Raw genomic sequence first — 22541 nt, 5'->3', positions numbered from 1 at the left:
GCCGGGAGTCGAACCCGGCAACCGTTGGGATGAGCACAACGGTTGAACCGTCAGGGCGTTAGGAGGCTGCGTGGTGAAATGCGCCATGCAGTCGCGGTGATGAGCACCGCGCGGGGCCAACCGTGTACATGACACCCACGGTTGCGGCATAGTCGTCAGGTCGGTCTGCTCTTATCCACTTGTTGGTGAAGAGCAGCCCCGTGCTGAGCACCTCAGTGCTGCACAGTGCCCCGGTCTTGCTCGGAGACCTCGGTGTCAACCGACTCCTTCAACGTGCTCAACAGCTTCTCTGGCTCGTCGCCCATCGCCGCCGACATCCACTTCTTATGGGGATCAGCGTCGTCGGCACGCACGTAGTAGTGAACCCGGTACCCGCCGATGCGACGCCGATTGGTCTTCCGCAGCCGCGTCCACTTCTCGTATTTGCATTTCGCGACGCCGGCACTGAACACGTCTTCTGCGAGTCCGTAGACGACTCCGAGTTCTCGCTCAGTGAGCGCCGTCAACACAACTACCGTCATCCGCCCGTCGTCCCAGACATAGATGAGGCACGCAGACTTCCACACGACGCCGTCCTCAGCCGTGTAGGTCGGCGACTCGTTGCGTTGCTTGACGGTGATGCCGAACTGGGACAGATCCGATGGTTCCGAGCGTCGAACTGCGACAACTGTGAGGCTCATGCGTGCCACCCCAGCTCCATGCAGAGTCGCAGAACAGCGAGGGGGACGAAGTAGAGGGCCAGCGTCACGATGATCGTGACGCAGTCGGCGGATAAGATGCGATGACGGTGCATCGGAATTGACCTCCGGTGTATCCAGGCCTCGGAAGGTGTTGGTAGCACCCACCGGGGCCGCTATCGCTTTGATAGGTGTCCTAGGTCTACCTCTATCGGACTCGAGGCCGCACCCCACGTCGCAGCGATCATCACCAATCTCGAGCAGGAGTTGGCGATGGTCGACCGGATGAAGGATGCGCTGTCGGGCGAGATGACCCGCCGCCAGGAGGTGCTCCGAGCCGCGGGCAACTTCGCCAATGTGGCCGAGTACGAACATGCGCGGGCGTCGGGAGTGCGGCTCGAGCCGATGCCCGCCCTGTTCATCATCGTTGACGAGTTCTCCGAACTTCTCTCGCAGAAACCGGATTTCGCCGAACTGTTCGTGGCGATCGGGAGGCTCGGACGCTCGTTGCACATCCATCTGTTGCTGGCTTCGCAGCGCCTTGAAGAGGGCAAGCTGCGCGGGCTCGACAGTCACCTGTCGTACCGCATCGGACTGAAGACGTTCTCCGCCAACGAATCGAGGTCTGTGCTCGGGGTGCCGGACGCCTACCACCTGCCGAGCGTCCCGGGCTCGGCGTACCTCAAATGTGACAGCGCCGAACCGATCAGGTTCAACACCTCGTATGTGTCCGGGCCCTATCACTCTCCGTCCGCCTATCTCGAGGAGGGCGAAGAGGCCAGTGACCGTCCACGCGCCACGATGAAACCGTTCACGGCATTGCCGGTGCCGTGTGACGATACAGCTGAGTCCGCTGCGGACGGCCGTGGGGCGCAGAGGCTGCTGGCGCAAGGGTCGTCGGTGCGAGCGGGTTCGGTACTCGATGCCGCCCTGGCGCTGCTCGAGGAGGAGCCTCCGGCCGCCGATGTGGATGGGCCGGGCGGTTCGAATGGCGAGGACGGCCTCGGAGTCGGCGTGGCCGGGATGGGCGCGCCGACACTGCTGCACACCCTGGTCGGACGGATCGCTGGACACGGGCCTGCGGCACACGGGGTCTGGTTGCCTCCGCTCGACGAGTCGCCGACGGTTGACGCGCTCGTCGGGTGGCAGGCGGGTATCCCCACGACGCCGGGCGATCTCGGCGCCGCCGTCGGCATCGTCGACCGACCTTACGATCAGCGTCGTGACCTGCTCGTGCTCGACCTCGCCGGTGGCGCAGGCAATGTCGCAGTTGTCGGCGGACCGCAGTCGGGTAAGTCGACGACGCTACGCACCCTCGTCCTGTCGATGGCCGCCACGCACACGCCCGAGCAGGTGCAGTTCTACTGTCTTGATTTCGGTGGCGGGAGCCTGGCAGGTCTTGCCGGCATTCCCCACGTCGGCACGGTCGCATCCCGCGGTGATCTCGATGCGGTGCGCCGCACGGTTGCCGAGGTGTCGGCGATCCTGCGTCGACGCGAGTTGTTGTTCGCACGCTTGGGAATTGAGTCGATGCAGGATTTCAGGACGCGACGTGCGCAATGGTTCGCCACCGGAGTCCTTGACGACGATCCCCTCTGCGAGGACCGGCACGGCGACGTCTTTCTCGTCTTCGACGGCATCGGGGTTCTCCGCGGTGAGTTCGACTTCCTCGATGAGCAGATCAGTACCCTTGTGTCGCAGGGGTTGTCGTATGGGGTCCACGTGGTGATCGCCGCATCGAGGTGGGCCGAGGTCAAGCCCGCCATGCGTGACCTGATGGGTAGTCGGATAGAACTGCGCCTCGGCGACCCGGGCGATTCGATGATGGGGCGGCGGGCGGCCGCGTCGGTCCCGCAGAATCGTCCCGGTCGCGGCCTCACCGCACAGGAATTGCACATGCTCATCGCGTTGCCGAGACTCGACGGCGTCTGTTCTGCTCAATCGCTCGGCCCCGGTGGCGCACTCGCCGCGGAGAAGCTGCAGAACCTCTACGGTGCCGACAGGCACGCGATGCCGGTGCGCAAACTCGGCACCGAGATCACTCGTGAGCGCGTCGACGAACTGGTGGCCGCGTCGTCGATCACGTTGCGGCCCAACCAGGTCGCGATCGGCGTCGGCGAACTCGAGTTGGCTCCGGTCATCCTCGATTTCGGTGTCCAGCCCCATTTCATGGTGTTCTCCGACGTTGAGCACGGCAAGACGAATGTGCTCAGGACGATCGTCAACGGTCTGGTCCGCGGCTCGACGCCCGACGAGGTCAAGATCGTCCTCGTCGACTTCCGTCGGACCATGCTCGGGATCATCGAGGGCGACCATCTCGCAGGCTATGCGAGCTCGGCCGAGAACGCGGGATCGATGATGACCCAGCTCGCGGGCTACTTCAGTGAGCGGCTGCCGCCGGAGAATCTGACGGTGCAGCAACTCAAAGACCGCAGTTGGTGGTCTGGACCAGACATCTACGTGATCATTGACGACTACGACATGGTGGCGACGGGTGCGCGGCATCCGATCGAGCCGCTGGTCGAGATGGCCTCGCACGCCCGCGATATCGGACTGCACATCGTGCTCGCACGACGGTCGGGCGGGGTCGGCCGCGCCATGTTCGATCCGGTGATCGCTCGGCTGAAGGACCTTTCCAGCGACGTCCTGCTGATGAGCGGGGACCGCGACGAGGGGTACATCGTCGGTCGATCCAGAATGCAGCAGCTCGTACCGGGGCGCGGAGAACTGGTCTCTCGGGTCAGGCCGCAGGAGATGATCCAGGTGGCTCTCGAGCCTGGCGTATGAGCGCGCCGATGCCGGTGATCGCAGCGCCGGACTTGCCAGTTCGTGTCGGCGGTGACACGCCACTCGTCGTCGATCTGGCCTACGGAGACGTGGTCATCGACGCCGGTGCGGGTGGGTCTGGGAATGTCGTTGATGAGCAGCGGCGTTTCGACGTCACGGTCTTGCTCGACGCCATCGACTCGGCCGTCGTGACGGTGGGAGGAGAGACGCGCGCGACAGCCCAGCTGTGGCGCGAGATGCTGTTCAGCGTTGGCCGAGGCGCTCCCGACCGGCCTGTGGTGCTCGGACACCCCAGTACGTGGGGTTCGGTGCGGTGCGGGGTGCTCGCACGCGCGGCGAGTTGCTTGCGCGTGCCCGTCAGTCTTGTGCCGCGAGCTGTCCTCATCGCGCGCAGCCACAGCGACACCGTGATGAGCAACTGCGTGATCGTCGAGACGACGCACCGACCCGCCTACCCGAACACGACACCGCCGACCTGGGACGTCCAGCGTATGGCTCGCACGTCGTCGGGCTGGAAGGTCGCCGGCAGCGGCGTGATCACTCACACCGTCGATGAGCGCGTGCACGCCATCGGTGCGGGTGCCGGGGGACCGGCCGAGACAGGCATCGGGCAGCGGATCGTCGCGCTCATCGACGACTCGGTCGAAGCGGTCTTCGTCGACGGGGCCGACCCGGCACAGGTGCGTGCCGCGATCGAGGAGATCTGCGCCTACACCGTCGCCGGGCGTGTTGTGGCCGTCGATCGCGGCCTGGTCCGCCGACACGGATCGCGGACCGCGGTGATCGCACCCCTGCCCGAGACGCCGCCTGCTTTACCCGGGAACGCGGCCGAGCAGCAGTCATGGGCACACCGGAATCGACTACCGATCGCAGGCCTTGCCGCGCTCCTCGTCGTTCTCCTCGCGATCGGTCTCTTCGCGTTCGACGTGACCGGGCGGCGGAACGAGGAACCGCCGACGGCGCCGTATCGGGAGGCGACGGTCGGACGGACGACGCTGTCGGTGCCCGCGGGCTGGCACCAGAGCACACCACCCAAGCCCGCTGATCAGACCGATCGGGGCGCCGCGCAGACACGTAGTGTGTTCACCGATCCGTCGACGGGCTCCCGGATCCTTCTGGTGCAGAGCGACGTGCGGTCGGCGTCGACCCTCGGCTCGGTGGCGAACAGCCTGCGCAACCGCATCGGTCAGCGCGGTGACGACGTGGTGAGTGAGTTCTCGGCCTCGACGAGGTTCGGGGACCGCGAGGTGATCGCGTACCGCGAGGCGCCGGCGTCGGGGTCGGCCATCCGCTGGTACGTGCTGGTCGACGACGATCTCCAGGTCAGCGTCGGGTGCCAGGCGGGGTCGACCGGTGAACCGGTCGACGTCGAATGTGCGCGAGCGGTCTCGACGGTGCGTATCGGGCGGTGAGCGTCGCCGCGACCTGCGTTTTGACCCTGACCAGCGGCGTCGCGTACTCTGGATCGCTGGTGCGTGACACCTTTGCTCCCGCGTGGAGCAAGGTAGCAGAGCCCCGGGTCCCCACTGGTCGCCGGGAATCACCTCCGTCTGCGCTCCTGACCAGCACCATCGAACAAGAGTTGAGGACCACCTGTGCCTACTTACACCCCGAAGGCCGGTGACATCACCCGCACGTGGCATGTCATCGACGCCAACGACGTGGTGCTCGGCCGGCTGGCCGTGCAGAGCGCCAACCTGCTCCGCGGCAAGCACAAGCCGACCTACGCACCCCACATGGACGGCGGCGACTTCGTCATCATCATCAACGCCGAGAAGGTTGCGCTGACCAGCAACAAGGCTGATCGCAAGCTGAACTACCGGCACTCCGGACATCCGGGTGGCCTCAAGGTACAGACCACCGCTGAACTGCTCGAGTCGCACCCCGAGCGGGTCGTCGAGAAGGCGATCACGGGAATGCTGCCCCACACCAAGCTCGGCCGCGCCATGGCCTCGAAGCTCAAGGTGTACGCAGGCCCGAACCATCCCCACGCGGCCCAGCGCCCCGTCCCCTTCGAGATCAAGCAGGTGGCCCAGTGAGCAACGAGAACATCAGCGACGACGCCGTCGAGAACGCAGTGGAGAACGCTGCCGAGGCCCAGGCCGCTGCCGGTGAGAACACCGCCGCCGCCGAAGGTGCTGTCGAAGCCGCCGTGGAGGCCGCAGTCGAGCTCGAGCAGGCCGCAGACGATTACGACACCGAGGCACCCGCTGCCGCCGAGTCGACCTTCGATCGTGGGCCAGTGGTCATCGACCGCCCGATTCAGACGGTCGGCCGCCGCAAGGAGGCCGTGGTCCGCGTGCGCATGATGCCGGGTTCGGGCGGGTTCACCCTCAACGGCCGCAGCCTCGAGGAGTACTTCCCCAACAAGGTTCACCAGCAGCTCATCAAGGCCCCGCTGGTGACCGTCGAGCGCACCGAGTCGTTCGACATCTTCGCCAAGCTCGTCGGCGGCGGCCCCTCGGGCCAGGCCGGTGCGCTGCGTCTCGCGATCGCGCGTGCCCTCATCGAGGTCACCCCGGAGGACCGCCCGGCACTGAAGAAGGCCGGCTTCCTCACTCGCGACCCGCGTGCTGTCGAGCGCAAGAAGTACGGCCTGAAGAAGGCCCGCAAGGCGTCGCAGTACTCCAAGCGCTGACTTGGCACGCCTTTTCGGTACCGACGGCGTCCGGGGCCTGGCCAACGACCAACTCACCGCAGAGTTGGCGTTGCGCCTGGCCTCGGCCGCCGCGGTCGTTCTCGGACAACTCTCCACATCCGGCGACGACGCCTCGGGCTCACGACCCCAGGTGGTCGTCGGTCGCGATCCGCGCGCGTCGAGCGAGATGCTCGAAGCCGCCGTCTGCGCGGGCCTGGCTGCCGCCGGAGCCGACGCGATCCGTGTCGGTGTACTGCCGACCCCGGCCGTTGCGTTCCTGACCGGCGACTACGACGCCGCGTTCGGTGTCATGATCTCGGCGTCGCACAATCCGATGCCCGACAACGGCATCAAGTTCTTCGGTGCTGGCGGCCATAAGCTCGATGACGCGGTCGAGGATCGCATCGAGGCCGTGATGGCCTCCGACGACATCCCGCACCCCATCGGTGCTGGAGTCGGTCGTCTGCGTGAGGCGCCCGACGCCGCCGACCGCTACGCAGCTCATCTCGCGGCAGCCATCGAGGCTCGACTCGACGGACTCAACGTCGTCGTCGACTGCGCTAATGGTGCTGCCGCACAGGTGGGTCCGCAGGTGTTCAGTGCAGCAGGCGCAACGGTCACCACCATTCACGCGGAACCCGATGGCATCAACATCAATGCCGACTGCGGTTCGACGCACATGGAGAAATTGCAGGCCGCTGTGCTCGAGCACGGTGCGGATCTGGGCATCGCATTCGACGGTGACGCCGACCGGTGCCTTGCCGTGGACTCCACCGGCCACGTGGTCGACGGTGACGCCATCATGGCGATCCTGGCGACCGCGCTGCATTCGCGCGGCCGACTGGTTGACGACGTCCTCGTCGCGACAGTGATGAGCAATCTCGGTCTGCACATCGCCATGCGCGAAGCGGGGATCGAGGTGCGCACCACGGCAGTTGGCGATCGGTACGTGCTCGAGGAGTTGCGGCGCGGCGGTTATTCGCTCGGTGGCGAACAGTCCGGCCACATCGTCTACCCCCACTCGGGAACAACCGGTGACGGCATCCTCACCGGGCTGCTGCTGATGGAGCAGATCGTGCGCTCCGGTGCGCGCCTTGCGGAGCTCGCGTCGATCGTCACCGTGCTTCCGCAGGAGCTCATCAACGTACGTGTCGCCGACAAGCACGCGGTCGCGATCGCCGAGTCGGTGCGCGACGCCGTCGAGGCAGCCGAGCAGGAGTTGGGATCGACTGGTCGAGTCCTGTTGCGTCCCTCGGGAACCGAGCAGTTGGTTCGGGTCATGGTCGAGGCGCCGACTTCCGAACTCGCACGCGGTACCGCCGAGCGCATCGCGGAGATCGTCGCCGAGGCGGGCGCGTCGCACTCCCCGGACGCGCGGTCGGCCGCCGGCCGGTGACCCGATGAGCGGTATCCCGAAAGCGGTCCTGTTCGACTTCTCGGGCACGCTGTTCCGGTTCACCGACCGCCCCGAGTGGTTCGCCGACATGCACGACGCGAACGGACAACCTCTGCACCTCGAGCACCAAGCGGAGCTCATCCGACGGATGACCCAGCCCGTCGGGCTTCCGGCAGCCGTCGAAGATGACGATCGGATCTCCTGGGAGAGAAGGGATCTCGACCCAGACGAGCATCGTCGGGCATATCTGGCTATTCTTCGGGCGTCGGGGCTGACGGTCCCGGGCCAGGCCGAATCGCTCTATGAGCGTGTGCTGGATCCGGCGTCGTGGGAACCGTTCGACGACACCGCGGCAGTGCTGCGGGGTCTGGGTTCTGCGGGGGTTCCGGTCGGAATCGTCAGCAACATCGCGTTCGATGTCCGGAAGGTACTCGACCGCGTCGGCCTGCGTGAGCGCGTCGGCGCCTATGCGCTGTCCTACGAGGTCGGTGCGATCAAACCCAACCCCCGAATCTTCGAGGCGGCTCTCGACGAACTCGGCGTCGCAGGCTACGACGCCCTGATGATCGGCGACAGCCGGGAGGCCGACGGCGGATCGACGAGGATCGGATGCGCCTTCGAACTGGTCGAGGACGTGCCCCCGCGGCAGCGCCCGACCGCGCTGGTCGACGCCGTGACACGGCACGGGATCTCCTGGTAGTCAGCCCCGACGTTGATTGCGCGTAGGTGTTTTCGCCGAATGTGGAACCCGGGGCACGTCGGTAACGTCTAGACTTCAACGCCACGACCATGGGCGGAGACGGGTGGGGAACAATGCGAACAAATCCAGAGTCGCAGTCAGGCGCGGTCGACCCGGATCGCGTGCTCGTCGACGTGCAGAGAATCGAAGCAGTTGCGGCGTTCTACCGACGGGCCTCGCTGGTGGTGAAGGCGGCAGCCGACGACATGAGGGCGCACACGTTCGGCAGTTGGAGTCCCGGTGAGACCTATCGGCCGATGGCTGACCGGTACGCGGCGATGGGGGCGATGCTCGCTCAACGACTCACGTCGCAAGCGGCCGCGGCAGCCGAACTCTCCGAGTGTCTGTTCCGGGGCGTGGAGCGCTTCGACAACGCAGACGACGAGTGCGCCGCCGGAATTCGACGTTCCGTCGACGTTGTTGCGGCAGAAGGTGTGTCGCCGCACGGCTCGGTGCCGGGCGCACGATGAGCGTCGACGCCGACGGGTTGTCGGCACTGCGCGCACACGCCATCGCGAGCAGTGAGGACCTGATCTCGTTGCTGGACGTTGCGCGCACGCTGGGGCTCGATGTCCCGTCCAACGAGGAGATCCGAGATCCGTTGGCGCGCCTCGGTGACTTCGACGTCGCCGGCCTGTCCGACGACGCGCACCGGCTGACGATCGCGCATCGGGCGGTCGCCGAGCAGCTTCACCGCCTGCCCGAACAGCAGATCCGGCTCGACGACAGTTGGTCGGGATTGTCGGGGCGGGCCGCGATGGCGCAGGTGGTCGCACACCAGCGCCGGGCAGAGGCCGAACTCGGCGTACTCCGCACGTTGTCGGAGGCGACCGTCGCGGCGTCGTCGGGTATCGACCGTCTGCTGCGCACCTGGTATCTGACCGTCGCCCGCTGCGCGTCGCCGTTCGTTTCCGGCGTTCCGCTACCGGACCTCCCCTCTGCGGTCCTCACAGGTCGGGTTCCGCTACCGCTCGTGGCGGCCGACGTGGCCTCGCGCATCTCGCTGTTCCGCGAGACCGCGGAGACCACGATGACGAGCGTGCTGGAGATCCTGCACGCCCTCAACCGTGCGACCGAGGACCTCGACAGTCACGACAGAGACGGCCGCAGCGCATTCGGCACTCACTCGTCGTCCCCGTCGAGTCCGTCCCCGTCGAGTCCGTCCCCGTCGAGTCGATCGGACCTCAGTCATGTCGAGCGGCAATGGACCTCGTCGGTCGAGCCGGATGCGAGTCCGCCGCCGACATCTTCGGGGACGGCGCAACCAGCCAACCCGCCCACACACGGCACCGACGGGGCGCCCTCGCCGCCCGAGACGGGCAGATCCGAGGAGGGGGTCGACGTCCCGTTCACGCTGTCACACGAGGCAAGCGAGGGTGGCGGCGAGCAGTCGCCTGCCGGGGACGAGGCCGCGGGCGCCGAGCAACAAGTGCCCCTGCCCGCGCAACCCGCACCGCCTGCGGAGCAACCCGCGCCTGAACCAGCACCGCGCGAACCCGGACCGCCTTCACCAGAATCTGCAGCGCCGAACCCCGGCCGTGCCGAGTCTGATCTTGCGCTCGCGGGTGACCAATGATCCTCGCCGACCAGATAGAGGGCATCGCGCGCGCAGCGATCGAATCGATCGTCGCGGCGTCACGGGAGTTCAGCACGACGCAGCACGAGCTCGCGCGTGCCCTGGCCGAGCACCGCCGCGACGCGGGCTCTCAGACAGCGCGTCTGCGCGCGCAACTCGAGGACGACGCCGACGGTGCCGAAGCGATGCCGCGGCTGCTGTTGCCTGCCGACATGACCGAGGCGAGTCCCCATTCGCCCACCGGGACCGCATAGTCTGATCTCCGTGTCCAAGAAGCCGTCGTCGGCCAAGCCGGCAAGCAAACTGGTCAAGGAACTGTCCCGTCGAGGACCGCACAAGGTGCTACGAGGCGATCTCGGCATCGTCGGGGAGCGCGGGCAGGTGTTCACGCCCGCCGACCGCGGACGCTATCCGGCCATCGCCTTCGGGCACGGCTGGCTCACCGACAGTTCCCGTTACCGCGAACTGCTCTACCACCTGGCGACCTGGGGCATCGTCGCCGTCGCATCCGACGAGCAGAAGGGGCTTGCCGCCTCTGATATCGGGCTGGCAGCCAACCTGCGCACCGCGCTCTCGATCGTCAGCAACTATCCGCTCGGCACCGGTGATGTGCGGGTCAACCCCGAGCAGGTGGGATTCGTCGGCCACGGATTCGGTGCGTCCGCGGCGGTCATCGCCGCATCTGACCAGCAATTGCTCGGCGTTCCGGCTCCGGACGTTCGCGCGGTCGTCGCGCTTTTCCCTGCGCCGACGACCGACGCGCTGCCCGCTGCTGCCGCCACCGCGACCGCGCCATGTCTGCTGCTGACCGGCGCGAGCGAACTCGACAACGTCGACGCGAACGCGTTGTCTCTGGCCGCCGACTATGCCGGCGATGTGTCCTTGCGCACCATCGCCAAAGCCGATCGTGCAAGCATCGTCGCCCAGCCGTCCCTGAAGACGCTGCTCGGGTTCAGCGGAGTCGAACACAAGACCCATTCGCTCGTTCGTGCGATCACGACCGGATACCTGCTGTACACCCTCACCAACGACCCCGCCTATGCGGGCTTCGCCGACGCGGACGCAGAGATCGGCAAGGCCATACCGGTCGACCTCGACGACGCGCCCGAGGATCGCCTCGATTCGGTGTCGCGGCTACTCGGGGCCAAGTCGGGCGGCGGTGCTCGTCAGTTGCTCGCAAAATCCCCGGTACGCTGAACATCTATGTGTGGAATCGTCGGATACGTGGGCAGGCGCGATGCCCTCGACATCGTTGTCGAGGCGCTGCGTCGAATGGAGTACCGCGGATATGACTCGGCGGGTGTCGCCATTCTCGACGGGCACGGTCATACGACCGTCGAGAAGAAGGCAGGCCGTCTCGAGAACCTGGACAAGCAGATCGCCGCTGTCGGCCGTGAGGCACTGACGGGCACGACCGGAATGGGGCACACGCGATGGGCGACGCACGGTCAGCCGACCGATCGCAATGCCCATCCCCATGTGAGTTCTGACGGCAAGATCGCCGTCGTCCACAACGGGATCATCGAGAACTACGCACCGTTGCGCGCCGAACTCGAGGCAGGGGGCATCGAGTTCACCTCCGACACCGACACCGAGACTGCGGTGCACCTCGTCGAGCGCGAGTACAACTCCGGGCCGACCGCGGGTGACTTCGTCGCGAGTGCCTACGCGGCGCTGCGTCGTCTCGACGGCGCATTCACGCTGGTCTTCACGCATTCGGATCATCCCGACACGATCGTTGCGGCGCGCCGGTCGACGCCGCTGGTCGTCGGTGTCGGCGACGACGAGATGTTCGTCGCATCCGACGTCACCGCGTTCATCGAGCACACACGCAATGCAGTGGAACTCGGCCAGGACGAGGTGGTGGTGATCACCGCCGACAGCTATACGATCACCGACTTCGACCAGAACCCTCGGCCCGGCAAGCCGTTCCACATCGATTGGGACCTGGCTGCCGCGGAGAAGGGCGGCTACGACTACTTCATGCTCAAGGAGATCGCCGAGCAGCCGCGCGCGCTCGCCGATACCTTGCTCGGGCACCTGGAGAACGGCCGGATCGTGCTCGACGAGCAACGTCTGAGCGATGGCGACCTGCGTGATGTCGACAAGGTCTTCGTCGTTGCCTGCGGTACCGCTTACCACGCGGGATTGCTCGCCAAATACGCCATCGAGCACTGGACCCGCCTCCCCGTCGAGGTCGAGTTGGCCAGCGAGTTCCGCTACCGCGATCCGGTGCTCGACCGCCAGACCCTCGTCGTGGCCATCTCACAGTCGGGTGAGACTGCCGACACGCTCGAAGCCGTGCGCCATGCCAAGGACCAGAACGCGCGTGTCCTGGCCATCTGCAACACCAACGGTGCACAGATTCCGCGCGAGTCGGACGCTGTGCTCTACACGCACGCCGGTCCGGAGATCGGCGTCGCGTCGACCAAGTGCTTCCTTGCGCAGATCGCGGCCGCCTACCTGGTCGGTCTCGCGCTGGCGCAGGCGCGCGGTACCAAATACGCCGACGAGGTCGCGCGTGAGTTCGAGTCCATGGAGGCTATGGTCGGCGCAGTGCGCGAGGTTCTCGACACGATGGAGCCGGTGCAGGAGCTGGCCCGCTCGCTCGCCGATCAGCCGACCGTGCTGTTCATCGGTCGTCACGTCGGCTACCCGGTGGCGCTGGAGGGCGCGCTCAAGCTCAAAGAACTCGCCTACATGCACGCCGAGGGGTTTGCCGCGGGTGAGCTCAAACACGGTCCGATCGCGCTCATCGAAGACGGCCTGCCCGTGATCATCGTCATGCCGCAGGCCGGAGGACGCGCGGTGTTGCACTCGAAGATGGTGAGCAACATCCGCGAGATCCAGGCACGCGGTGCGACGACGATCGTGATCGCCGAACCCGACGACGACGCCGCACGCGCGGTGGCCGACCACTTCATCCCGATCCCGAAGACGACGACGTTGCTGCAGCCGCTGGTGTCGACCGTGCCGCTGCAGGTCTTCGCCGCGAGTGTCGCGCAGGCACGCGGGTACGACGTCGACAAGCCACGCAACCTCGCCAAGTCGGTCACTGTCGAATAGAGGCCATCATGCCGGTCAGCTACCTCCCAGCCGACGACGTCCGAGCCGCGGAACGGGCGACGGGGGAGTTGCTGACCAACGGCACGTTGATGCGACGCGCCTCTCATGGTGTGGCCCGGGCGGTTCTCGCCCTTCTGCGTGATCGTGTGGGCGACGTCGTCGGGCGCAGCGTCGGCATGGTCGTCGGAGCAGGAGACAACGGTGGCGACGCGCTTTACGCCGGGGCGGCACTCGCTCGGCGCGGTGTCGCGGTCAGCGCACTCCTGCTCGCGCCCGACAAAGCGCACGCATCCGGCTTGGCGGCGTTTCGTGGCGCACGTGGGCGGGTGGTCGACACGCTGCCGCCCTCGCTCGACGCCGTCATCGATGGAATTGTGGGAATCGGTGGGCACGGGCCGCTACGTCCCGACGCCGCAAAGGTTTTCGAGTCCATCGACCCGCTGACGCCGATCGTGGCCGTCGATCTCCCGTCCGGTGTCGACGCCGATACCGGGCAGGTCAACCACCCTGCCGTACGGGCGGACCTCACGGTCACGTTTGGTGTCAGGCGACGCGCCCACCTGCTCGCGGCGCCGCAGTGCGGGCGCGTCGAACTCGTCGATATCGGCCTTGCCGAGGACCCCGAGGGCACGCCGGTGGTGTCGACGCCGGCGGCGCGGCCACGACTGTACTCACTGACCGATGAGGAGATCGCCGACGCCTGGCCGGTTCCCGGACCGCACGATGACAAGTACACGCAGGGGGTCGTGGGGGTGATCGCCGGGTCGCATCGGTATCCGGGTGCCGGCATTCTGTGCACGGGCGCCGCTGTGACCGCGACGTCGGGGATGACGCGCTACGTCGGGTCGGCGCACGCCGAGGTGGTCGAGCACTTTCCGGAGGTGGTCGCGGTCCCGGAGTTCGCCGACGCGGGGCGCGTTCAGGCGTGGGTCGTCGGGCCGGGCGCAGGAACCGACGATGAGGCCGTCGATCTGATGGGGAAGATACTTGCCACCGAACTGCCGGTCCTCGTCGACGCGGACGGGCTGACGGTTCTGTCGGAGCATCCCGAATTGGTGCGCGGACGTGATGCCCCGACGCTGCTGACACCGCATGCGGGTGAGTTCGCACGTCTCACCGGCGACGAGGTCGGTGCCGACAGGCTCGGGGCGGTCGCGGGTCTCGCTGCCCACTGGGGTGTGACGGTGCTGCTCAAAGGCCGTATCACCCTCGTGGCCGAACCGGACGGCACGGTGTTCGGTAACGACGCAGGGTCGTCGTGGGCCGCCACCGCGGGCGCAGGGGACGTGTTGTCAGGGATCGCGGGAGCGCTGCTGGCCGCAGGGCTACCACCGCTGTGGGCGGGCGCCTGCGCCGCGCGGGTGCACGCGCACGCTGCGGCCGTGGCCAGCGGAGGTGCGCCGATCGGCGCGTCGAATCTGCTCGGCGGGTTGCGCCCTGCCATCAGGGAACTGCTCGGCTGACCTGCGCGAACAGCAGGACCAGGTGACGGTACCGCTCAGAGCACGAGGCTACGGAGAATCGGAAAGAACAGGTGGACTCCGATGTTGAGCGCGGTGCCGATCCAGGCCGAGGTGATCTGGGCCCGGCTGTATCGGTGCTCGCGAGTCGCGGCAACCGTGGCGAAAAGTCCGGTGATCATCGTGACCAGTGAGATCAGCCCGAAGAGCCCGCCGACGACGACCATTCCGACGCCCAGGTGGGTGACCGCGTCGTCGCCCCCGCTGCCATCGCCGTCGACCGTACCCAGCAGGACCACGATGAAGCCCCCCGCCACAGCCGCGACGGTCAGTACCAGCGATCCGAAGGAGATCGCAGTGCGGCGTCGGGCCGTCTGCAGAGTCGTTCGCCGACGGGCGTCGGTCGATTCCGGAGTGGGTATCGAGCTCATGAGGGTCCTGTCGTCGCGGGTACACGGTGAGTTGCGCGGATGTTGCTGGCCAGTCCACCATTCGTCACGCCGGTCACGGATGCGCAGGACTACTCATTCGCCCGGGTGGATCTGCGCCATCGGTGGGCTCGCCGCGCGCAGGTGAGTTGGCGCGATCTGGGACAATGGATGCGATGACTGTCACCGACCCACCACCGGACGCGCTGCCTGCGGCTTTGACGGCAACCGTCGATCTCGACGCGATTGCACACAACGTAGGTGTGGTCCGCGCGGCTGCGGGTGCGGATGTCATCGCCGTGGTCAAGGCCAATGGTTACGGGCACGGCGCTGTTCCGGTGGCGCGCGCGGCCCTGGCGGCCGGGGCTGTCGAACTCGGTGTCGCGCACATCGCCGAAGCGGTCGCGCTACGCAACGCGGGCCTCGACGCGCACATCACGGCATGGCTGCACACCACCAACGCTTCGTTCGACGCTGCGATCTCCGCGGACGTCGACATCGCGCTGTCGTCACGCCGACAACTCGCCCTCGTCGTCGACGCCGCACGGCGTCTCGGTCGGACTGCGACCGTGACCGCCAAGGTGGACACCGGACTCAACCGCAGTGGCGTGGCCCGGGACGAATGGGCCGACTTCGCCGACGACCTCGCGAAGGCGAACGCCGGCGGTGCGGTGCACGTCCGCGCGATCATGTGTCACCTGGTTCGTGGCGACGAGCCGGACCATCCGTTGAACTCGCAGCAGGCCGAACGCCTCGATCTGGCCGCCGCCGATCTCGCACGGTTGGGAAGCCCCGCCGAGGTGATGCACATCGCCAATTCACCTGCAGCGCTGACACGTCCAGACCTGGCTCGCGATCTTGTCCGTCCCGGTATCGCGCTGTACGGATGTACCCCGATACCCGAGCGTGGCGACTTCGGGTTGGTGCCGGCGATGACGCTGCGTGCTGAGGTTGCTCTTGTGAAGAAACTCGCTGCGGGGCAGGGGGTTTCCTACAATCACCAGTGGACGTCTGATCGGGACACCGTGATCGCGGTGGTCCCAGCAGGCTACGCCGACGGTGTGCCGCGGTTGCTGTCCAATCGGATGCGCGTGCAGGTCAACGGCCGCAGCTTCCCTCAGGTCGGCAGGATCTGCATGGATCAGTTCGTGATCGACCTCGGACCCGACGGCGGCGGAGTCGCCGAGGGCGACATCGCCGAGTTGTTCGGCACCGGTACCGACGGTGCCCCGATCGCGCGCGAGTGGGCCGAGGAGATCGGCACCATCGACTACGAGATCATCACCGGGGTCGGCGCTCGCGCACTGCGGCAGTACGTCGGTAGGGAAGCACTTGGCGCAGAGACAGCGCGCGACGTCGCGGCGGCGCAGCGGTGAAGGCGTACGAGCGGCTGGGGCTGGTTGCGGGACTTGGCGGCCTCGGGGCACTGGGCGGACTTGCCGTGTCGGGTGCCGGTCGGGCGTTGGCGCGTCGCCGTCGAGACAGCATCGGCGACGCGTATGCGGGAATCGATTTCACCGCCATCTACTCCGACGCGGCGTCGACGGTCACCACCGACGACGGATTGGCGCTCGCGGTGCGCACCGTCGACCTGGGCGGCATCGGCCCCGGTGAGACGCCCGAGCTGACGGTTCTCTTCGTGCATGGATTCAGTTTGCGTATGGCGTCGTGGCACTTTCAGCGATTCGATCTCGCTCAGCACTGGGCGCAACGTCGAATCAGGTTGGTGTTCTTCGACCATCGGGGGCACGGAAAGTCTGACGCGGCGCCTCCCGAGACCTGCACCATCGCCCAGATCGCTGACGACGTCGCCGCGGTGATGCGGACCGTCGCGCCGGCGGGACCTGTTGTCCTGTGCGGACATTCGATGGGCGGAATGTCGATCATGGCACTGGCGCGACGACACTCGGAGCTCTTCGGGCCGGATGGTCCGGTGGCAGGCGTCGCGCTGGTTGCCACCGCGGCCCGTGGGCTGACCGAGGCGGGCCTCGCGCGCGGACTGCGTAATCCGCTGGTCGACGCGTTCCGCGCAACGGTTCGTCGGACGCCGCGGATGATCGAGGCAGGCCGCGACCTCACCAGGCTCGTTCTCGAGCCGGTCCTGGTGTCTGCGAGTTTCGGTCCGGACTTCCACAGTCCCGCACTGGGCCGAGCCGTGGAGAAGATGATCCAGAACACGCCGATCTCGACTGTCGTCAGTTTCTTGAACGCGCTGGAGCGTCACGACGAATCGATGGGGCTCCCCGTGATCGCGGCGGTCCCGACCGCCGTCGTCTGCGGGACCGCGGACCAGATGACGCCACTGCCCAACTCGCTGCACATGTTCGGCGATCTGGGCGACGACTCGCGCCTCGACATCGTCGACGGTGCGGGTCACATGGTGCTGATGGAGCAGCCCGACCGGGTGACCGACGCGATCGCCGACCTCGTCGAACGATCGAGGGTGGCACGTCCGCAGCCGCGGCGCCGTCGAATTCCGTTGTTGGGCAGGCGGCGATGAGCGGCACCGGTACTGTCGGCAGTCGCGATCTTCCCGATGTCTCCGACACCGAGGCACTGGGAGTCGAACTCGCACGGGAACTCTCGGCGGGCGACGTGGTCATCCTCGACGGTCCGCTCGGAGCCGGCAAGACAGCGATGGCGCGCGGGATCGCCGCAGGGCTCCACGTGGTCGGCCGGGTGTCCTCGCCGACGTTCATCATCGCCCGTGAACACAAGCCGGGGTCGCCCGATGGTCCCGGGATGGTGCATGTGGATGCCTACCGTCTCGGTGGCCTCGACGAATTGGATGCGCTCGATCTCGACACTGATCTCGAGGACGCGGTCGTCGTGGTCGAATGGGGCGAAGGCGTTGCGGAACGTCTCGCCGAACGGCACCTGCTGGTGCGGTTGCGGCGCGATCCCGACACCGATGTCCGGCACGCGCAATGGAGTTGGATAGATGGATGAGATGACGGTGCTCGTCATCGACACCGCCACCGACGTGGTGGTGACCGGTGTCGGGACGGTCGACGGCGATGGGTTCGTGCGCGTCGCGGCCGAGCGCGCGGTCGCAGACCATCGGCGGCACGCGGAGATACTGACGACGCTGATGTCCGAGGCGCTCGACGAGGCGGGCGTACGCCGCGAGGCACTCGATGCGGTCGTGGTCGGGTGCGGTCCCGGGCCGTTCACGGGGCTGCGGGTCGGCATGGCGACCGGGGCGGGATTCGGTGACGCACTTGGCCTTCCGGTCTACGGCATCTGTTCCCTGGACGCGATAGCCGCCGACGCCGCGCAGCATGTCGCCTCCGCTGCATCGATGGTCGTGGTGACCGACGCCCGACGCCGCGAGGTCTACTGGGCGCGTTACTCAGACGGTGCGCGGATCAGTGGCCCCGATGTGGCAGCCCCTTCTGTTGTCGCGCACTCGCTTGCGGCAGAACCGGTCGATGCGGCCGCAGGCTCGCCGAGTCATCTCGAGCTCAGCGGCTGGCAGGGCGAACCGTCGCTCGTGAGTACACCGACGGCGCGGGGTCTGCTCCTGGCCGGCGCGCGCGACGTCGTGTCGGGCACGGAGCCGGGCCCGCTCGCCCCGCTGTATCTCCGTCGGCCGGATGCCGTCGAACGAAAAGACCAGCGAGACAAGGCGGTGATCCCGAAGTGACCACCCACGAGCTGCTCATCGATCTCTTGGACTACTCGGACATCCCGAGATGCGCATCTCTCGAGCGCGAGATGTTCGTCGGCGATTCACCGTGGCCGGCAACGGCATTTCGTGCCGAGCTGAACGCACCGTACAACCGATACTTCGCGGCACGCGAGATACCCGGTGGCGAGGTCGTAGGGTATGCGGGGATTTCGACGCTGGGCAGCGAAGGCGCCTTCGAGTGCGAGATCCACACCATCGCTGTTGCTCCGAGTCATCGTGGACTCGGCTACGGACGTGCGCTTCTCGCCGAGATGCTCGCCGTTGCCGACGCCGCAGATGCACCTGTCTATCTCGAGGTCAGAACCGACAACGAGACGGCCATCGCGCTCTATGAGCGCAACGGGTTCGTACAGCGCGGCGTCCGCCGCAACTATTATCAGCCCTCCGGCGCCGACGCCTACACCATGGCACGTCCTTCGGTCTCGGGGCGCGGAGGTGATCCCGCATGATCGTGATGGGCGTCGAGAGTTCGTGCGACGAAACGGGTGTCGGGATCGTCGAGTGGACGCCGGGCGTGGGCGACGCGCCCGGCGAGGTGACGTTGCTGGCCGACGAGGTGGCGTCGAGTGTTGACGAGCACGCACGGTTCGGGGGCGTGGTTCCCGAGATCGCTTCGCGCGCGCACCTCGAGGCGATCGTGCCCGCGATGCAGCGAGCGCGGGAGACCGCCGGCATCGACAAACCCGACGCCATCGCCGTCACGATCGGGCCGGGACTGGCCGGCGCCCTGCTGGTCGGAGTCGCTGCGGCCAAGGCGTATTCGCTGGCCTGGGATGTGTCGTTGTACGCGATGAACCACCTCGGCGGGCACGTCGCGGTTGATACTCTCGAACACGGCCCGATGCCCGAGTGCGTTGCGCTGCTCGTCTCCGGCGGCCACACGCATCTGCTCCACGTCACCGACCTGGCAGATCCGATCGTCGAACTCGGTACAACTGTCGACGACGCGGCAGGTGAGGCGTTCGACAAGGTCGCACGACTGCTCGATCTCGGTTTCCCCGGCGGCCCCGCGCTGGACAAGGCTGCGGCACAAGGTGATCCGCACGCGATCGAATTCCCCCGCGGTATGACCGGACCCCGCGACGCGCGCTACGACTTCTCGTTCTCCGGAGTGAAGACAGCAGTGGCACGCCACGTCGAGAAGTGTCGTCGCGACGGGGTCGACGTGCCGGTTGCCGACGTCGCGGCGTCGTTTCAGGAGGCGGTGGCAGACGTGCTGACACTGAAGGCGGTTCGGGCCTGCACTGATCTGGGCGTCGACACGTTGGTGCTCGGTGGGGGTGCGACGGCCAACTCCCGAATCCGGTCGCTCGCCCAGGAGCGTTGCGCTGCGGCGGGTATCACGCTCCGCGTCCCGAAACCTCGGCTCTGTACCGACAACGGTGTGATGATCGCGACGCTCGGTGCTCACGTGATCGCCGGTGGCGCGCAGGCGTCCCCGTTGACGGTGGCCACCGATCCCGGTCTGAGCGTTCAGGTCTCGCAGGAGCGCTGAACGGGCGACGTCACTCCTCGCGCAGTAGTTGTGGGCATCCGTCGGTCAGTGAGGCCAGAGTCTCACGCTGCGTGGGGCGAGCCTGCGCGTAGCGTTCCTCGCCGGTCGAGGTGAGTTTCGCGAACACGGAACGACGATCCGCGGTGCACATCGTCCGAGAGACGAGGCCGTCCTTCTCCAAGCGAGCCACGACGCGCGACAACGCGCTCTGGCTCAGATGCACGCCGCTGGCGAGGTCGCTCATACGCGCCTGATGATCGTCGGACTCGGCAAGCACCTCGAGTACTTCGAACTCGCTCGAGGAGAGATTGTGCTTGCTCTGTAGCTCACGATCGAGTGAGCAGAGCACCTTGTTGTAGCGGATGGAGAGATCACGCCACGCGGCGGCGAGGGCGTCGGAAGATGTCACCGCCTTGGTCATGACCCGCATCCTACCCTCCGTCGTCAATATATGCGCGGGCAAACGATGTGACTGCAATTAATGTAGACGCATTGAATGCACATGCATATAGTTCTCGGCATGGCACACAACACACACGACGTGGTCATCGCGAACAGGTCTGTCTCGGCCGGCGCCACAGCCGAGCAGGCGCACGACACCCAATCGGTACACCCCGAACCGTCATCGGACCTGCACATCACCTCGGCGTCCGGTTGGACGAGCAGGGTATGGATACTCCTGGTCGTCTTGGCGGGGGCGCTGTTCCTCGACGGCCTCGACATCTCGATGGTCGGCGTCGCACTCCCGTCGATCGGCACGGATCTGCACATGGGGCAGTCGCAGCTCCAGTGGATCGTGAGCGCCTACGTCCTCGGTTACGGCGGGCTGTTACTTCTCGGCGGCAGGGCCAGTGACCTCTTCGGCCGACGTCGGGTCTTCCTCGTCGCTCTCGGGGTTTTCGGCGTCGCGTCCGTCGCGAGCGCCGTCGTCGACATCACCGGCGTGATCATCGGCCTTCGGTTCGTCAAGGGCATCGCCGCGGCGTTCACGGTTCCTGCTGGTCTGTCGATTATCACGACGACGTTCGCCGAGGGTCCCGCGCGTAACAAGGCGTTCAGCATCTATACCGTCTGCGGCGCGAGCGGCTTCTCGCTCGGGCTGGTCTTCGGCGGGCTGCTGACCGAACTGTCCTGGCGGGCGACCCTGCTCTTCCCGGGGCCGGTCGCACTGCTGCTGCTCGTGGCGGGCCTGCGAGTGATCCCCAGAGCGCCGCGAACGCCGATGCGTCTGAGTCAGTTCGACGCTCTCGGTGCGCTCACCAGTACGGGCGCGCTGTTGCTGCTGGTCTTCGCGGTTGTGCGGGCTCCCGAGGTCGGCTGGGCGGCTCCCGTGACCATCGCGTCATTCGTGGCAGCTGTGGTGCTGGGCTTGTCGTTCGTCGTCGTCGAGTTCCGCCACCGTCACCCACTGGTCCGACCGGGGATTCTGCGCTCGATGTTGCTGGTGCATGCCAACCTGTCCGGGGCGCTGATGTTCGGCGGCTATGTTGCCTTCCAGTTCGTGGTCACCCTGTACCTGCAGGACTCGCTGGGCTGGTCGCCGCTGGCGATGGCGCTGGCCTTCCTGCCCGCAGGCGTCATCGTGGTGGCGAGTGCGATTCGAATGGACCGGGTGCTCGACCGCGTGCCCACGCCGTTGCTTCTCGTTGCGGGATTCGCAGCGTTCCTCGGCGGCTACCTGTGGTTCTCCCGTGTGCAGCCCGGCATGTCCTACGTCGACTTCCTGCTTCCGACGATCGTGTTGCTGAGTGTGGGCTTCGCGTTGTGCTTCCCCTCGATCAACTCGCAGGGCACCGCGGGCGTCGCCGACCATGAGCAGGGGTTGGCGTCGGGTCTGGTCAATACGAGTGTTCAGGTCGGGGGAGCGGTGATGCTCGCTGTCATCACCGCGGTGTTGGCCAGTTCGACCGAAAAATCGGAGCACGGCCACTTACTCGGCGGAATGTCGACGGCGATCTGGGTGGTCAGCGCGCTCGCCGTGGCCGGTCTGATCGGGGCGCTCGTGGCATCGTGGCTGTCGCGTCGTGTTCCGGCGCGTGTCTGACGAGTGGATGTACGACGTTGCACCCAGGCCTCTTGAGTGCTGGCACTCTCACGTATAGAGTGCCAGTAGGCACTGAAGTGAACCTCGGCACCCGCGACGACGAGGTTTCGTGCAGGGCCCGCAAACACATACATCGTTTCTCAGATGAGAAAGTTGAGGACTCACATCGTGGCGAGCGTGAACATCAAGCCGCTTGAGGACAAGATCCTGGTGCAGGCTGTGGAGGCCGAGACGACCACCGCATCCGGTCTGGTCATCCCGGACACCGCCAAGGAGAAGCCCCAGGAGGGCACCGTCATCGCCGTCGGCGAGGGACGTGTCACCGAGCAGGGCAATCGCGTCCCTGTCGACGTCAAAGAAGGCGACACCGTCATCTACAGCAAGTACGGCGGCACCGAGATCAAGTACGCCGGCGAGGAGTACCTGATCCTCTCGTCCCGCGACGTGCTCGCGGTGATCGGCAAGTAACAGCCCACGGACCAACGTGTGGTCGTTCCGCCCCGGGGTCTGTACACAGACCCCGGGGCGGCTTACGTTGTGCCCC

Annotated in this window: 22 protein-coding genes and 1 pseudogene; 20 read left to right on the top strand and 3 right to left on the bottom strand. The window is 66.8% G+C overall.

Features of this window, described 5'->3' with window-relative positions:
• Positions 1-212: 212 nt before the first annotated feature.
• Positions 213-680, bottom strand: a complete 468-nt coding sequence (locus tag GOACH_RS10190) for a hypothetical protein (RefSeq protein WP_005177875.1) — start codon at positions 678-680, stop codon at positions 213-215.
• Positions 681-878: 198 nt separating this feature from the next.
• Between GOACH_RS10190 and eccCb the strand changes: the two are divergent.
• The 12 genes and pseudogenes from eccCb to GOACH_RS10130 all read left to right on the top strand — a co-directional run.
• Positions 879-3464: pseudogene (eccCb, locus tag GOACH_RS10185) on the top strand (type VII secretion protein EccCb); the annotation flags it as partial.
• On the top strand, positions 3461-4876 hold the full coding sequence (locus GOACH_RS10180; RefSeq protein ID WP_245551866.1) for a type VII secretion-associated protein: 1416 nt from the start codon (positions 3461-3463) through the stop codon (positions 4874-4876). The pseudogene eccCb and the gene GOACH_RS10180, both read left to right, overlap by 4 nt.
• Positions 4877-5059: 183 nt before the next feature.
• Positions 5060-5503 (top strand): 50S ribosomal protein L13, encoded by a 444-nt coding sequence (gene rplM / locus GOACH_RS10175; protein ID WP_005174183.1) that lies wholly within the window; start codon positions 5060-5062, stop codon positions 5501-5503.
• The gene (gene rpsI, locus GOACH_RS10170) at positions 5500-6102 is read left to right on the top strand and encodes a 30S ribosomal protein S9 (RefSeq protein WP_005174178.1); all 603 of its coding nucleotides are present in this window, start codon (positions 5500-5502) and stop codon (positions 6100-6102) included. The genes rplM and rpsI overlap by 4 nt, the downstream gene beginning before the upstream one ends.
• A 1-nt stretch (position 6103) precedes the next feature.
• Positions 6104-7498 carry a phosphoglucosamine mutase gene (glmM, locus tag GOACH_RS10165; RefSeq protein WP_005174176.1) on the top strand — a complete coding sequence of 465 codons (1395 nt, stop codon included), beginning with the start codon at positions 6104-6106 and terminating at the stop codon, positions 7496-7498.
• 4 nt (positions 7499-7502) lie between these two features.
• On the top strand, positions 7503-8198 hold the full coding sequence (locus GOACH_RS10160; protein ID WP_005174174.1) for an HAD family hydrolase: 696 nt from the start codon (positions 7503-7505) through the stop codon (positions 8196-8198).
• Positions 8199-8311: 113 nt separating this feature from the next.
• Positions 8312-8707: a type VII secretion target gene (locus tag GOACH_RS10155; RefSeq protein WP_005174173.1), complete on the top strand. Its 396-nt coding sequence runs from the start codon at positions 8312-8314 to the stop codon at positions 8705-8707.
• Positions 8704-9813, top strand: coding sequence for a hypothetical protein (locus tag GOACH_RS10150; RefSeq protein WP_005174172.1), 1110 nt, complete (start codon positions 8704-8706; stop codon positions 9811-9813). Before GOACH_RS10155 ends, GOACH_RS10150 begins: the two co-directional genes overlap by 4 nt.
• Positions 9810-10067, top strand: a complete 258-nt coding sequence (locus GOACH_RS10145) for a hypothetical protein (RefSeq protein ID WP_005174171.1) — start codon at positions 9810-9812, stop codon at positions 10065-10067. Before GOACH_RS10150 ends, GOACH_RS10145 begins: the two co-directional genes overlap by 4 nt.
• A 4-nt stretch (positions 10068-10071) precedes the next feature.
• Positions 10072-11010, top strand: coding sequence for a dienelactone hydrolase family protein (locus tag GOACH_RS10140; RefSeq protein WP_040518237.1), 939 nt, complete (start codon positions 10072-10074; stop codon positions 11008-11010).
• Between the two features lie 6 nt (positions 11011-11016).
• Positions 11017-12879, top strand: a complete 1863-nt coding sequence (gene glmS, locus GOACH_RS10135; protein WP_040518235.1) for a glutamine--fructose-6-phosphate transaminase (isomerizing) — start codon at positions 11017-11019, stop codon at positions 12877-12879.
• An 8-nt stretch (positions 12880-12887) separates the two neighbouring features.
• Entirely contained in the window at positions 12888-14342 is a 1455-nt protein-coding gene (locus GOACH_RS10130) for a bifunctional ADP-dependent NAD(P)H-hydrate dehydratase/NAD(P)H-hydrate epimerase (RefSeq protein ID WP_005174168.1), read from the top strand.
• A 35-nt stretch (positions 14343-14377) separates the two neighbouring features.
• On the opposite strand, the gene GOACH_RS10125 is transcribed toward GOACH_RS10130, so the two are convergent.
• A complete protein-coding gene (locus GOACH_RS10125) occupies positions 14378-14770 on the bottom strand; it encodes a hypothetical protein (RefSeq protein WP_005174167.1) in 393 nt (130 codons plus the stop codon).
• Between the two features lie 164 nt (positions 14771-14934).
• Here GOACH_RS10125 and alr point away from each other — a divergent pair, with 164 nt between their 5' ends.
• Genes alr through tsaD form a run of 6 tightly spaced genes read left to right on the top strand, consistent with a single transcriptional unit; the run spans position 14935 to position 19953 of the window.
• Positions 14935-16143: an alanine racemase gene (gene alr, locus GOACH_RS10120; protein ID WP_083859043.1), complete on the top strand. Its 1209-nt coding sequence runs from the start codon at positions 14935-14937 to the stop codon at positions 16141-16143.
• A complete protein-coding gene (locus GOACH_RS10115) occupies positions 16140-17267 on the top strand; it encodes an alpha/beta fold hydrolase (RefSeq protein WP_005174161.1) in 1128 nt (375 codons plus the stop codon). The genes alr and GOACH_RS10115 overlap by 4 nt, the downstream gene beginning before the upstream one ends.
• Entirely contained in the window at positions 17264-17716 is a 453-nt protein-coding gene (tsaE, locus tag GOACH_RS10110; RefSeq protein WP_005174160.1) for a tRNA (adenosine(37)-N6)-threonylcarbamoyltransferase complex ATPase subunit type 1 TsaE, read from the top strand. The genes GOACH_RS10115 and tsaE overlap by 4 nt, the downstream gene beginning before the upstream one ends.
• Positions 17709-18413 (top strand): tRNA (adenosine(37)-N6)-threonylcarbamoyltransferase complex dimerization subunit type 1 TsaB, encoded by a 705-nt coding sequence (tsaB, locus tag GOACH_RS10105; RefSeq protein WP_005174159.1) that lies wholly within the window; start codon positions 17709-17711, stop codon positions 18411-18413. Before tsaE ends, tsaB begins: the two co-directional genes overlap by 8 nt.
• Positions 18410-18907: a ribosomal protein S18-alanine N-acetyltransferase gene (gene rimI / locus GOACH_RS10100; RefSeq protein ID WP_005174158.1), complete on the top strand. Its 498-nt coding sequence runs from the start codon at positions 18410-18412 to the stop codon at positions 18905-18907. Before tsaB ends, rimI begins: the two co-directional genes overlap by 4 nt.
• The gene (gene tsaD / locus GOACH_RS10095) at positions 18904-19953 is read left to right on the top strand and encodes a tRNA (adenosine(37)-N6)-threonylcarbamoyltransferase complex transferase subunit TsaD (protein ID WP_005174156.1); all 1050 of its coding nucleotides are present in this window, start codon (positions 18904-18906) and stop codon (positions 19951-19953) included. The genes rimI and tsaD overlap by 4 nt, the downstream gene beginning before the upstream one ends.
• Before the next feature lie 10 nt (positions 19954-19963).
• Here the strand turns inward: tsaD and GOACH_RS10090 are convergent, their stop codons facing one another.
• Positions 19964-20374 carry a MarR family winged helix-turn-helix transcriptional regulator gene (locus GOACH_RS10090; RefSeq protein ID WP_005174152.1) on the bottom strand — a complete coding sequence of 137 codons (411 nt, stop codon included), beginning with the start codon at positions 20372-20374 and terminating at the stop codon, positions 19964-19966.
• A gap of 99 nt (positions 20375-20473) precedes the next feature.
• Between GOACH_RS10090 and GOACH_RS10085 the strand changes: the two genes are divergently transcribed.
• Complete coding sequence (locus tag GOACH_RS10085; protein ID WP_245551865.1) at positions 20474-21997, top strand: MFS transporter; 1524 nt, start codon at positions 20474-20476, stop codon at positions 21995-21997.
• A 168-nt stretch (positions 21998-22165) separates the two neighbouring features.
• Positions 22166-22465 (top strand): co-chaperone GroES, encoded by a 300-nt coding sequence (gene groES / locus GOACH_RS10080; RefSeq protein ID WP_005174150.1) that lies wholly within the window; start codon positions 22166-22168, stop codon positions 22463-22465.
• Positions 22466-22541: the final 76 nt, after the last annotated feature.

The organism is Gordonia aichiensis NBRC 108223, assembly GCF_000332975.1.
Lineage (GTDB): Bacteria > Actinomycetota > Actinomycetes > Mycobacteriales > Mycobacteriaceae > Gordonia > Gordonia aichiensis.
The sequence above is the reverse complement of the archived record's forward strand: the minus strand, read 5'-3'. Positions and strand labels throughout refer to the sequence as shown.

What these genes read in the sequence shown, in the direction of transcription:
- GOACH_RS10090 (WP_005174152.1), bottom strand. Translation starts at nt 20,374, where the DNA reads ATGACCAAGGCGGTGACATCTTCCGACGCCCTCGCCGCCGCGTGGCGT.
- GOACH_RS10125 (WP_005174167.1), bottom strand. Translation starts at nt 14,770, where the DNA reads ATGAGCTCGATACCCACTCCGGAATCGACCGACGCCCGTCGGCGAACG.
- GOACH_RS10085 (WP_245551865.1), top strand. Translation starts at nt 20,474, where the DNA reads ATGGCACACAACACACACGACGTGGTCATCGCGAACAGGTCTGTCTCG.
- GOACH_RS10155 (WP_005174173.1), top strand. Translation starts at nt 8,312, where the DNA reads ATGCGAACAAATCCAGAGTCGCAGTCAGGCGCGGTCGACCCGGATCGC.
- GOACH_RS10160 (WP_005174174.1), top strand. Translation starts at nt 7,503, where the DNA reads ATGAGCGGTATCCCGAAAGCGGTCCTGTTCGACTTCTCGGGCACGCTG.
- GOACH_RS10150 (WP_005174172.1), top strand. Translation starts at nt 8,704, where the DNA reads ATGAGCGTCGACGCCGACGGGTTGTCGGCACTGCGCGCACACGCCATC.
- alr (WP_083859043.1), top strand. Translation starts at nt 14,935, where the DNA reads ATGGATGCGATGACTGTCACCGACCCACCACCGGACGCGCTGCCTGCG.
- tsaE (WP_005174160.1), top strand. Translation starts at nt 17,264, where the DNA reads ATGAGCGGCACCGGTACTGTCGGCAGTCGCGATCTTCCCGATGTCTCC.
- tsaD (WP_005174156.1), top strand. Translation starts at nt 18,904, where the DNA reads ATGATCGTGATGGGCGTCGAGAGTTCGTGCGACGAAACGGGTGTCGGG.
- GOACH_RS10190 (WP_005177875.1), bottom strand. Translation starts at nt 680, where the DNA reads ATGAGCCTCACAGTTGTCGCAGTTCGACGCTCGGAACCATCGGATCTG.
- tsaB (WP_005174159.1), top strand. Translation starts at nt 17,709, where the DNA reads ATGGATGAGATGACGGTGCTCGTCATCGACACCGCCACCGACGTGGTG.
- GOACH_RS10180 (WP_245551866.1), top strand. Translation starts at nt 3,461, where the DNA reads ATGAGCGCGCCGATGCCGGTGATCGCAGCGCCGGACTTGCCAGTTCGT.
- GOACH_RS10145 (WP_005174171.1), top strand. Translation starts at nt 9,810, where the DNA reads ATGATCCTCGCCGACCAGATAGAGGGCATCGCGCGCGCAGCGATCGAA.
- glmS (WP_040518235.1), top strand. Translation starts at nt 11,017, where the DNA reads ATGTGTGGAATCGTCGGATACGTGGGCAGGCGCGATGCCCTCGACATC.
- GOACH_RS10130 (WP_005174168.1), top strand. Translation starts at nt 12,888, where the DNA reads ATGCCGGTCAGCTACCTCCCAGCCGACGACGTCCGAGCCGCGGAACGG.